10 protein-coding genes are annotated in these 11369 nt (G+C 43.1%); 2 read left to right on the top strand and 8 right to left on the bottom strand.

Annotation, left to right across the window (positions count from 1 at the left end):
* Window positions 1–166 precede the first annotated feature (166 nt).
* Together ICN30_RS08715 and ICN30_RS08710 are read left to right on the top strand one after the other, a co-directional pair.
* The gene (locus ICN30_RS08715) at window positions 167–1081 is read left to right on the top strand and encodes a LysR family transcriptional regulator (protein WP_216274890.1); all 915 of its coding nucleotides are present in this window, start codon (window positions 167–169) and stop codon (window positions 1079–1081) included.
* A 70-nt stretch (window positions 1082–1151) separates the two neighbouring features.
* Window positions 1152–1787, top strand: coding sequence for an NAD(P)H-dependent oxidoreductase (locus ICN30_RS08710; RefSeq protein WP_216274888.1), 636 nt, complete (start codon window positions 1152–1154; stop codon window positions 1785–1787).
* A gap of 76 nt (window positions 1788–1863) precedes the next feature.
* Here the strand turns inward: ICN30_RS08710 and ICN30_RS08705 are convergent, their stop codons facing one another.
* From ICN30_RS08705 to ICN30_RS08670, 8 genes are all read right to left on the bottom strand, one after another.
* Complete coding sequence (locus ICN30_RS08705; RefSeq protein WP_216274886.1) at window positions 1864–3657, bottom strand: amidohydrolase; 1794 nt, start codon at window positions 3655–3657, stop codon at window positions 1864–1866.
* Between the two features lie 113 nt (window positions 3658–3770).
* Entirely contained in the window at window positions 3771–5477 is a 1707-nt protein-coding gene (locus ICN30_RS08700; protein WP_216274884.1) for an amidohydrolase, read from the bottom strand.
* A 24-nt stretch (window positions 5478–5501) separates the two neighbouring features.
* Window positions 5502–6380 carry a hypothetical protein gene (locus tag ICN30_RS08695; RefSeq protein WP_216274881.1) on the bottom strand — a complete coding sequence of 293 codons (879 nt, stop codon included), beginning with the start codon at window positions 6378–6380 and terminating at the stop codon, window positions 5502–5504.
* Window positions 6381–6397: 17 nt separating this feature from the next.
* Entirely contained in the window at window positions 6398–7207 is an 810-nt protein-coding gene (locus tag ICN30_RS08690; RefSeq protein WP_216274880.1) for a hypothetical protein, read from the bottom strand.
* A 132-nt stretch (window positions 7208–7339) separates the two neighbouring features.
* The gene (locus ICN30_RS08685) at window positions 7340–8026 is read right to left on the bottom strand and encodes a response regulator transcription factor (protein WP_216274879.1); all 687 of its coding nucleotides are present in this window, start codon (window positions 8024–8026) and stop codon (window positions 7340–7342) included.
* Window positions 8011–9792, bottom strand: a complete 1782-nt coding sequence (locus ICN30_RS08680; protein ID WP_216274877.1) for an ATP-binding protein — start codon at window positions 9790–9792, stop codon at window positions 8011–8013. The genes ICN30_RS08685 and ICN30_RS08680 overlap by 16 nt, the downstream gene beginning before the upstream one ends.
* Window positions 9793–9851: 59 nt before the next feature.
* Window positions 9852–10751, bottom strand: coding sequence for a hypothetical protein (locus ICN30_RS08675; protein ID WP_216274876.1), 900 nt, complete (start codon window positions 10749–10751; stop codon window positions 9852–9854).
* A 76-nt stretch (window positions 10752–10827) separates the two neighbouring features.
* Window positions 10828–11322: a hypothetical protein gene (locus tag ICN30_RS08670; protein ID WP_216274873.1), complete on the bottom strand. Its 495-nt coding sequence runs from the start codon at window positions 11320–11322 to the stop codon at window positions 10828–10830.
* Between the last annotated feature and the right edge of the window lie 47 nt (window positions 11323–11369).

Raw genomic sequence — 11369 nt, 5'->3', positions numbered from 1 at the left:
TTGATGCAATGCAAAAGCAATCTGCTCTTCTGTGAACTTTGACCTCTTCATGGCGCACCCCTCCTTAGGGATAATATCGCCGATTTTTTCTAATTTAGGGTGTCCAATTTATTGGGAGGAGGTCACTAGCCTTCTCATTTTGCGAAGGCTTAGCTAGAATATCAGCATGAATACTCAAATAAACCCCGCCAGAATCGACTTTGTCACCCTCAAGCTCTTCTGTGCTGTTGCCCAAAGTGGAAGTATTACTAAAGGCGCCCATGTATGCAGTCTTGCCCTTTCTGCCGCCAGCCGCAGAATCTCTGAGCTAGAAGACACGGTGGGCATCTCCCTTCTCGATAGATCTGCCAGGGGAGTCACCCTGACTCAAGCAGGTCATGCAGTAATGCAGCATGCCTTGCGACTCTTCCAGGGTTTTGAACAATTTAGCAATGAATTAGGTGAATACTCCAAGGGCGTAAAAGGACATGTACGTCTTTGGGCTAACATGTCAGCCCTCACGGAATTTCTACCATCAGCCCTATCGCAATTTTTAAGTGAGCATCCTGAAATTCAGGTGGAAGTAGAGGAGCAGATTAGCGGGGATATTGTGAGAGCGCTCATGGATGGCATTGCCGATATCGGCGTATTTGCTGAAGGATCGCCCACCACGGGCTTAGATACTCAAGTGATTGGCAATGATGAGCTGGTGATTGCCTGTAGCCAGATGCACCCACTGAGCAAAAAGAAAAGTGTGTCGTTTGAAGAATGTTTGAACTATGACTTTGTAGGCCTCAATCGAGGCAGCTCTTTACTGGAACTCACTTCCAGGAGCGCCGAGAAACTTAGCAAACAAATGAGATTAAGAATTCAGGTACGTAGCTACGATGCGATGTGCCAAATGATTTCCGTTAATCTAGGTATTGGCGTGTTGCCTATTCAAGCTTGCGCAGCCCAGATCCAGGCTATGGGCCTAGCGGCCATTCCTCTAAAGGAGTCCTGGGCTAAACGCAATTTGTTACTTGCCAGCAGAGAAGGGGCAACCCTATCTCCCCCAGCCACATTACTTCGCGAACATCTTCTACTGCAGTGCGCATCATAAGTGGGTTCAAATAAATCCAAATCACATTACACTGCTTCAATTGCTGCATTAATGAATCTAAAGGAAAAAAATGACTCTGATTGACAAGTTGCAATGGCGCTATGCTACTAAAAAAATGGATGCGACGAAATCTGTCCCCCAGGAAAAACTTGATCGAATTCTTGAGGCAATTAGATTAACTGCAAGCTCAAGCGGATTGCAGCCATATGAGATTTTTGTCATCACCAACCAAGAACTGAGAGAAAAAATTAGAGTCGTCTCCAACGATCAATCTCAAATTACAGACTGCTCTCATTTACTTGTTTTTGCCGCCTGGGATAACTACACTGCTGAGCGCATTAATGCTGCATTTGATATGACCGAAACCATTCGTGACTTCAAGAGTGAGTCCGGAACTGCTTATCGCCAAATGCTTCTCAATTCTTACCCGAATAGAGATCCCGAAGTTAATTTCACACATACAGCTAAACAAGCCTATATCGGCCTAGGAACAGCCTTGATTGCTGCCGCCTATGAGCAAGTCGACTGCACACCGATGGAAGGATTTAATCCAGAGTCGGTAGATGAAATCTTAAACCTGAAATCTAAAGGCTTACGCAGCGTAGTCATGCTTCCCCTGGGCTATCGAAAAACCGATGAGGACTGGCTAGTCAAGTTAAAGAAAGTCAGAAGAGCTAAAGAACAATTTATTTCTTGGATCAAGTAAGAGCATCGACAAACAAAGAATTGACGAAAAAAATACCAACCCAAGGGTTGGTATTTTTATGAGCAAAACCACCAAATCATTGCAGTGGTCTTGGCTTTTTTGTTTCTGAAACTGGAATTACCTTACCGCCCAAGACGGTTGCAAAAACAGATACATTTTTAATATTATTTGCAGGAATTGTCTGTGGATCCGAGTCAAGGACAGCAAAGTCGGCAAACTTACCAGCTTCAATACTGCCTACTTTATCCTCTACACCCAACGTATAGGCAGCATTAATAGTAATCATCTTCATCGCATCTGCAGCTGTTACAGCCTCGGCTGGAGCCCATACTTTTCCATCGTTGTATACGTCTTTACGAGTCACCGCAGTCCATGCCTCTTTCAATGGAGCAGGCGCAGATACTGGCGCATCCGAATGGATAGAGGTAACGATGCCGCTTTTAACCAAAGCGCCTAATCTGGTTGCGTAAGACGCACGATCAACACCCAAAGCTGGGTACTCCAATTTAGCGCGCTCTGAAATATAAGACATATTTGCGCTAACTACTGCGCCAAGCGCCTTGATCTTCATAACCATTGCAGTGGAAGGAATGCCAAAGTGATTGATGGTGTAACGATGGTCAAAGCGAGGTTTAGCGTCAATCATGAGTTGCAAGGCATTTATTGAGTTTTGATTGCCAATATCACCATTACTATGAATATGAATGTGATACCCCGCATCCCACCATGGCTTCATTGCGTCAGAAAAGTCTTTGGCAGTCTGGTAATTCGTTGAACCTAGGGTGCCATTGGTATAGCTAGGATGCTCCATGCGCATGGTCTCTGGCAAATAACCGCCATCACTATAAAACTTCACGCCCTGGAAAATCAGACGATCGTTATCCTCTTGCTTTAAATTCTGAGCCTCAACAATCGCCTTGTCACCATACTTTTGAATGAATGGCTCAGCATAAACCACTGGAACAATGCGTAAAGCTCCAGCCTGTGACTGACTATATGCTTTGGCAATCTTAGTTTCCATTTCAATATTCATCGTTCCAAACGCTAAATCACCCGATGTCGTGATGCCAGCTTGCTGCATCAAATCATTGATATACATCAAATCATTTGGAATCTCATGCGGCTTCAAAATATCTTTTCCTGCAAGCTTGAGAATATATTGCATGGCCGGTATCTCTAAAAATTGACCGTTTAACTGACCGTCTTTATCCAAACCAATACCTTTGATACTTTTGACTTTATCTAGAGTAATTCCGTAATGCTGAATCATGGCGGAATTGACATACATATCGTGACCCGACAAATCCCACACAATAATTGGTCTAGTACTAGAGGCTTGATCTAATAATTGACGGTCGGGAATTTTTCCCATTGCAACTACATCGTAGCCCCAAACTAAAAGAGTTTCTTTAGGATCAGAAATGGCATCTGAGTACTTCTTTAATTGCGCTATCGCGGCCTGTAAAGTTGGAACACCTGGAAACGCGGGACCCCAAGGGTTCGGCATTGGTGATGGTGTTAAAAGGGGCTTATTAAACAAGAGACCTGCAAGCAAAGGGTGCGCATGGGGCTCAACAAAACCTGGATACATGACTTTATTTGCAAATTGGCGATTAATCTTTGTTGGATACTTATCGGTCCATGGTTTCATATCTTCCAATGAGCCAACTGACAGAATGCGTCCATCCGCCACAGCTACCGCAGTGGCATTTGGGATGGATGGATCCATGGTGACAATTTTCTTTGCCACAAACACCGTGATTTCAGAAACTTTGGGGCTTGATGGTGGATCGAGTAGTTGCACTGCGCTAACAAAACTGGAAAAGAGTCCAATCATGCCAAGCGAAACGACCTTAAATTTAAGCTTCATGAATATGTCCTAGATAAAATAGATCCCAAGAAAGCCAGATTTTATAAGGCTCTAATAATGAAAACACCCGCCGAGGCGGGTGAAAAAATAATACGCATGCCCATTAAGCTAAATTAGTTCAAAATAACAGGCTTGCCGTCAATCCAAGTGCCCTTCACTTTGATATTGCGGATATCAGCTGGAGCAGTTTGGCGTGGATTCTTTTCTAGAACTACTAAATCAGCCTGCTTGCCAACCTCTAAACTACCCACAATATTGTCAGCAAAAATTTGATAAGCCGCATCAATAGTAATGGCGCGGATGGCATCGTCTACAGTAACCGCCTGATCTGGGCCCAATACTTTTTGTGGCGGCAACTGCCATTGGCGCGTTACCTCTTCGCTGATGTAGCTCAATGGACCAACAGGGGATACCGGGGTATCGCTATGAAGCGTAAATCTTCCTCCAGCTTTCTTAAAATCGCCAGCCGGATCAATGCGCTTAGAGCGCTCAGGTCCAATCAGATGATTATTAAAAGCTGCACCCCAATACTCAACGTGACCAATCGTAAAACTAGGTACAACACCTAACTTCACGGCTTTTTTCACCTGAGACTCATTGTTGATTGTGAAATGCTCTATTCGTAAACGACGGTCTTGCGGCTTGGGGTTACCCGCCAAAACCTTTGAATAGTTATTCAAAGTTTGGTCAATTGCTTTATCGCCATTTGCATGAATCGAAATTTGCCAACCTTGATCAAAGTATGGCTTCATCAAACCATAGATCTCCGCATCTTTGTAATCGAGAGCCCCAGTCCATTTAGAGTTCTTGGGATAAATGTATGGGTTATTCAGCGCAGCTGTTAGCCCCTGCGTAGAACCATCAGAGATATATTTAATACCAATAAATCGTAAATTGTCATCGCCCTCATTTGGTTTAATCGAGTTGAAGCCAACTGGTAAAGTCTCTCCCCACAGGTAGCCACGTACGCGAATTGGGGATGCCTTCTTAGCAAAGATATCTTTCCACATGGCGATTTCTTTATCAACGCCAAAGGTTCCGCCCACACTCATATCAGAGGCAGTGGTAACTCCAGTTGAGGCAATAGTATTGAGCATGCCCTTAACAGCACCAGACAATTGGGCTTCTGTAGGTGGCGGCATTTTGGCCATAAACGCTAAATAAGAAGGTGGCTCAATTAATTTACCAGTTAGCTTACCTTGCGCATCCTTGACGTAAACACCACCCCCTGTAGGATTGGGAGTCTTATCAGTAATTCCAGCAAGCTCTATAGCCTTGTGATTAACGTAAGCTAGATGGCCAGATTGATTTACAACGAAGATAGGGACATCTGTAGAAACCTTGTCCAAAATATCAGCAGTTAATTCAGCCATAAATGGATTGGTACGAGATGGATCAACACCGAAAGCAAACAACCAGCCGCCAGGTGGAACATTCTTGAGTCCAGCTTTAAGCTTCTGACTTAAAGTGTCCATCGTGTCATAGGGTAAATTAAAGTTGCTAAGATTTAGCCCTAAACGCTCAAAAAGTGTAGTTACAAAAACGTGAACATGCGGCTCAACAAAACCTGGCATTAAGGTTTGACCTTTGAGATCAACCACCTTAGTGCTATTGGTTTGCCATTCTTTAGTAACTTCATCTTTAGTGCCAACCGCAACAATTTTCCCATTCTGAACCGCAAGTGCTTGCACTTCTTCATTTTTGGCATTTACAGTAACAATTGGACCACCGTAAAAAATAGTATCGGCATTGCCTTTTGCAAAGCTCACTGCGCATTGAGCCATTAATAATGTGACCAATAACTTTTGTGTGAATTTCATATTAAATTCCTTTGTACAAAAAAATTACTTCAAAATCACTAAGGTTGCTGTGGCACGGGCACCCCAACCCGATGGGCCACCAGGCGTATTGCTGACGTAGTACATTGGGCCCGCACTAAACGAAAATGGTATGCCATCTAGTATCGCTAACTTTGAGGCTCCAACATAAAGCGGGTTTGATGTGCGACGTGCATCGTAGTTGTATTGGGCTTCCATATTGGCGGAATAGGTCCAAGCATCCTTGGTGGTGTACGCTAAAAATGGTTGGCCATAGAGATTATTTTGCGTACCAAATGTAGGATTACCCCCTACACTCCACGACTGATAGCCCAATAAGCCATAAGTCCAAGCGCCATCACGATTGAGAACGACCCCTGTCACACCCGCGCCTGTTTGCTGTGAGCCAAACTTACCGCTATTGCCCGAAGGGGATACGGCATAGGGACCAACACCCCAAATCCAGGAAGAATTGGTATTGGGGGCATAAAACGACTCTAGAGTCACGCTAGCAATACCGTATCCAGAAAAGGATTGGCCCGCGGCATTTTGCACACTTACCTCGCGCACTCCAGCAACAATTGGTCGCACAATGAAAGTATCACCACCACCAAGATCAAATGGGGCAACTGGCTGGAATAACAGAGTTTGCTCAGAGCCACCTTGATTTTTACCCACACCACGACTGAACTGATACTGCAGAGGTACGGAAATCATATTCGCGATTGGGTTGGCTAATTTTTTAGCGATATCGACCTTATCCACCTCTTTTTTGGGAGCCGCTAATGCTCCAGAATTTTCAGCAGCAATTGTTCCTGCGCGCGCTGGAATTTCTTGAGCAAATGGCAGGGATGCGCATATCGAAGTCGCAGAGACAATAGCTGCTATTTTGAAAATACTGTTCATAAAAGAGGGTCTTGAAATTAAAAGTTGAATGTAGCCATCACTTGTGGGCCATGGAAGAGGCCTTTTAGCAATGATGAATCATTGTTACCACTCTTGATATCAAAGCCAATAGCGCGATAGGTTAATGATAGGTCTACCATTTTGGTAAGTGCAACGCCCACACCCGTCGATGCCTGCCAAGTGTTGTGATTAGTGCCACCGCCTGTACCAATGTCGGCATAAAGAGGGACATACCAATTAGAGCCCATGATACGGTAACGACTATTAAATCCCACCACACCATAAGTCGCAGGTGTGGCTGATGAAGCACTTAACCGAATAGAAGGATCGGCTTGTAGTGCTACGTCAAATGAGGTAGTCAAACTGACCCAGCGCACACCAAGTAAAGCATCTAAATAGGCATCTTGATTACTCAAAACATTGTAAGTACCTACAAAATTAAATAGCGTAGCTTGTAGAGTTGACTTATCGCCCGCTCTGTATTGTGGATCGCCCTTGAAATTAAAGCCACCTGATTTTTGCAGAGTCGCTGATGCAAAGTCAGCCATCACACCCCACTTACCATAATGCGCTTCACCCGCAATCATGACGCCTGATTTAAGATTATTGACCAAACTGTTCATTGAAATATCGGCATTTTTAGACCCCGGACCACCAGCACTAACAGTCGTATTGACTTGGGGCAACCAAGCATAGGGGGATACCGAGAAACGCCACTCATCTGCAATTTTAGGGATCGGACTGACATCATCTGCCGCGTTCGCTGAACCAATGGATGCAAATAATGCGCATGCTGCAATTAATGCTGAAAGGATTTTCTTATTCATAAAAAGTGATTTGCTTAGGTTAATAATGTGACAAATATGTTTACTAAATTGAATCTGCAACAAATTCCACAAATTCTAAAAAATTGATTTACATCAATATATAGAAATATTGCGGTAAATCCCTACCAATTCCTACAGGACGATATGAACATCTAGCAATAGCTGATAGCCATCACCCCGCAGCGCCCGAAAGGACTTTTCGGGTACCCCTGCCTCTATGAATTTCTTACGTAGACGAGCTATTCTGACCTCTAAAGTTGCCTTAGACACCTCATCAATGGGCTCGCCACAAATCTCTAGAAGCTTGTAATAAGGCAAATTTGATGATGGCGACTCACATAGAGCTTTAATCACCAAAACTTCCTGCTTATTGAGATCAACTGCTTTGTTTGCAGTTAGGGTCATACTCCTCAGATTCAGAACAATCTCAGGGATTGCTCTTCGCGCTGCAACACGCCGACCAATGCTCGCAATGGCAGCTAATAGCTCCGAATTAGAAACTGGCTTTGTTAGATAAAGGTCCGCACCAGAGTCATAACCAGTGACCTTGTCTTCAATGGTGGTCCGCGCAGTCAGCATCACAATAGTTAACTGACTATTCAATCGTCTATACCGAGCTGAGATACTTAAACCATTCTCCCCTGGCAAATTGATATCCACAATCAACACATCAAAAATGTTGCTTGCGAATAACTCATCGAGTTGCTCAGCCGATTCAGCACCTTTTACAAAATAACCAGCAATCGATAGATCCTGAATTAACAAGGCCCTCAAATCATCATTATCTTCAACAATGGCAATTTTTAAAATGGAATCCATACCGTGAACGCAATTGAATTGTTATAGATCGAGCAACGAACCTCACCTCCTAAGGCATGAACCAAGTCTCTCACAATGAATAAACCCAAGCCAGAGCCGCTAATCCTAGTTGATGAGGGGCCTCTGTAATACTTATCAAAAACCTGGGAAGCATCTGGAATATCAACGTTGGATACATCATTTCGGACAATAAGCCGAACTCCTGAATTCCCCGCTCTAGAGGGCTCTGGAGCAACACTCAGCTGAATATCAGAATTAGGTGTTGAATACCGCACAGCGTTCACCACAAGATTCGAGATGATAACTCTAACCAAATTGATATCTGAGTTAATTTCAATTCTAGGATCAGCTTCTATGTGGGCCCTTCCGGACCCACCTGAATCATTCACCACAGTAACAATTAAATCAGTTAAGTTAAAGGGCGCTTTATTAATCTTAAGCGCCTTCAGGTCAAGCTGATCAAGCTGAATACATTTATCGATGATTGAGTCGATATTGCTTACCGCCCTATTGGCAAATTCTTCAAGATCTGATCCCGCCACCTTACGATCTACAACTAGTTTTAAGACTGAAAGTGGCGTTCTGATCTCATGGGTAAGCATTGCCATGAGTTTTCCCTGCTCCTCACGAAGGAATCTCTCATCATCAGCCTCTTTTTTAAGGGCGGCAGCTTTAATAAGCTCATTTTTCAAGATCAATCTGGATCGATACTGAAGTAATAAAAAGAAAAATAGTCCGCTAAATACGTTATACAAAAGATAAGAATGCACAGCGAAATCTTTGGCCTGAACAATCCCGAGTAAAGGCAATAAAGATATCGACCACATCACCAAGTTGAGCGCGTAATACACGCGCAGTACATTAATTGGCAAATTGATATTTTGATTCTTATCGCCAGCAATAATCCCAAACCAAGCAGTCAGCCAAAACATTGTCATTGCCAACATCACTATTTGAGCATTTAGCTTTAAGGCCTCGCCGATGTAGCCTAAGATCAATAAAACGATCACCAGACTAGATCCACAAATCAAGCAATTGAATAAATAGCGATAGAGCCGCTTTAAGCCGTATTCCTCAAGCAATAATTTATTTGCTAACAGCCCAATTAATGGATACACCACAACTAGAACATACGATGCGTAATTAATAATAGAAACATCGATGTGCTGATCGAAAAAAATTCGTACATAGCCGACAACAAAAAAGGTATGCAAGAAAGCAACGAACTGCTGGACTGTGAATACCCCGAGAACCTTCTCTCGATTGATAAGCCATGCGCCAAATAAACCTAGCGCCAAGGCAAAAGTAAACACTATGTAGCCCATATAAAGCAAACTATCAACATGGTCTACACTTAAATACTCCTTGAGCGTCATAACATCAACGCTCAGCAAGTAAGTTCTAGCGTACTTTATCTTTAAAAAGATTTGCCTCTCTTGTGAAGCAGCTGCCAGCTCGAAATTATGGCTATAAGCCGGTACGTCAGAATCTCTCCATGCATGTCTCGCTCCCACCACTTTATTTGGAGTCGGGCTCACGGCATCAAATACTTGAATACTTTCCGCATAAGCCGGTCTTATTCGCGCCACTAACTCTTGATTAGAGGCGTTAATTGTTAACTTAATCCAATAGGTTGAGGGGCTATACCCCTTAGCAAGCCAACCCTCATAGGGCGTGAATTTCTCATTCTTAATCTGGGCAATTGAGAGTGAATTTGTTTTATCTTCAAAAAATTCTTGCTGAAGAATGTAACGATCATTTGCCAATGCCTGGCTGGACAAGAAAACGGCGCACAATAAAAGGATTCTAATAAGCGCTATTAACATCAGAAATTAAACGAGACCTTTCCATAGCTCGACCAATCATATTGCTTATAGGTCTGGACAACCTGCTTACTCGCGCCTATAGCCACAACCCAATGCCTGGATAATCGATGAGTTAGCATGGCATCAATCGGCATAAACCAACCACCACCAGCAGAATTGTAGACCACGCCATTTTCATCCCAAAATCTGAGCATGGTATTTGGAGTAATTTGAAATCCAATTGTTGGAAACATTTGAAGACTTCTCTGTAATGCCGGCTGATTGGGGTTGACACTAAAGCTGTTGTTCTTAGAATCAAAACCATACATATAACGAATCAGGGGTGAGAAGTCAGTTACATGCAACTTACTATCCACTTCTGGCAAAAAAGACCATCCCAACTGAGGACCGACTGCCCATTGTCCATTGTTTCCAAAAGGAAAGGTGACGCGTGCACCAACTAAAGCACCAAGTGATTTCAGAAAAGTTCTATCTTGACCCCACACTGTCAACATAGTGTTACCCGAGCTATATTGACCTGAATTATTTGCAGACGTAATAGAGTTGAAATTGGCTACATACGAGGTGTCAAGTCGAATCCGACCTCGCCAGTCGCCCGCCTCTAAAGGATTGTAGTAACGCAATTTCAAGACATTCTGATAATTATCGTTGCCTTGATAATTGTGATATCCCCAAAACTCCAATACCCTGCTATCACTCAATTGCTGCGAATCATTATCAAATTTTGACAGGGGAACTAACAGATTTTCGGCATAGGCCACTGAGGTAAGCAAAAATAAGGCTAGTCCAATACTTGCAATACGCAGTGCACGAGTAAGTATTAAATGCAAAATTTGGCTTGGAGTTGCTAGGGTATTAATTAAAAAAGATCTACGGGTTGCTTTGATAACTTTATACATAGCAGATAGTCAAAGCCTACCAATCCTTACAAAATCCCAAGCTTAAACAAGCATCAGGGCACAAGTGAAATTATGCCTAATTAGGCTTAGTGCTTTTGGATCCTTTTTGGATATTTTCTAGATAATTTGTTAGTGTACTAAGCATCGTTATTGTCGAGGTTGCAGCCCAAGCAAAAGAAAATAAGCCGGAGAAGGCAATAAATGTTGGGATCAAATGCCAACCATCCGGCAGTTCAACCGTAAAAATGCCCATAGTTGTATAGCTACTTGCGCTAAATCGAAGGCTGGGCTCCCAGTCTTGGAAAAGTCCAATTAAAACTAGTGAGCCAGCCCACACAGCAATAAGTCCTAGTTGAGCCAAAGCAAGCAATTGGGTGCACATAACAAATAGTATGTTGGCTCTCAGCTTAGATAGTGATACACCTGTTGATAAAGAAGATTTAAAAAAGAGAATTGTTGCGACAATTGCCATGCTATTTATAGCAAGCACAACACCAATCATCACCACGCCATAGATGGTTTGTAGCAGACCACTATGAAATCCAATGTCGAAAGCAATGATCGGTTGCATGTATGTGCGGTGTAGTAATAGCTAGAGAAAGTAATTAAATTAGATTG

Origin of the sequence: Polynucleobacter sp. 31A-FELB (assembly GCF_018882405.1) — a bacterium.
Classification (GTDB): domain Bacteria; phylum Pseudomonadota; class Gammaproteobacteria; order Burkholderiales; family Burkholderiaceae; genus Polynucleobacter.
This window is presented reverse-complemented; position numbering and strand designations above follow the sequence as displayed.

Excerpts from the sequence above, each read along its gene's own strand:
- ICN30_RS08685 (WP_216274879.1), bottom strand. The coding sequence starts at position 8,026 with ATGGATTCCATTTTAAAAATTGCCATTGTTGAAGATAATGATGATTTG.
- ICN30_RS08675 (WP_216274876.1), bottom strand. The coding sequence starts at position 10,751 with ATGTATAAAGTTATCAAAGCAACCCGTAGATCTTTTTTAATTAATACC.
- ICN30_RS08705 (WP_216274886.1), bottom strand. The coding sequence starts at position 3,657 with ATGAAGCTTAAATTTAAGGTCGTTTCGCTTGGCATGATTGGACTCTTT.
- ICN30_RS08710 (WP_216274888.1), top strand. The coding sequence starts at position 1,152 with ATGACTCTGATTGACAAGTTGCAATGGCGCTATGCTACTAAAAAAATG.
- ICN30_RS08700 (WP_216274884.1), bottom strand. The coding sequence starts at position 5,477 with ATGAAATTCACACAAAAGTTATTGGTCACATTATTAATGGCTCAATGC.
- ICN30_RS08715 (WP_216274890.1), top strand. The coding sequence starts at position 167 with ATGAATACTCAAATAAACCCCGCCAGAATCGACTTTGTCACCCTCAAG.
- ICN30_RS08670 (WP_216274873.1), bottom strand. The coding sequence starts at position 11,322 with ATGCAACCGATCATTGCTTTCGACATTGGATTTCATAGTGGTCTGCTA.
- ICN30_RS08695 (WP_216274881.1), bottom strand. The coding sequence starts at position 6,380 with ATGAACAGTATTTTCAAAATAGCAGCTATTGTCTCTGCGACTTCGATA.
- ICN30_RS08690 (WP_216274880.1), bottom strand. The coding sequence starts at position 7,207 with ATGAATAAGAAAATCCTTTCAGCATTAATTGCAGCATGCGCATTATTT.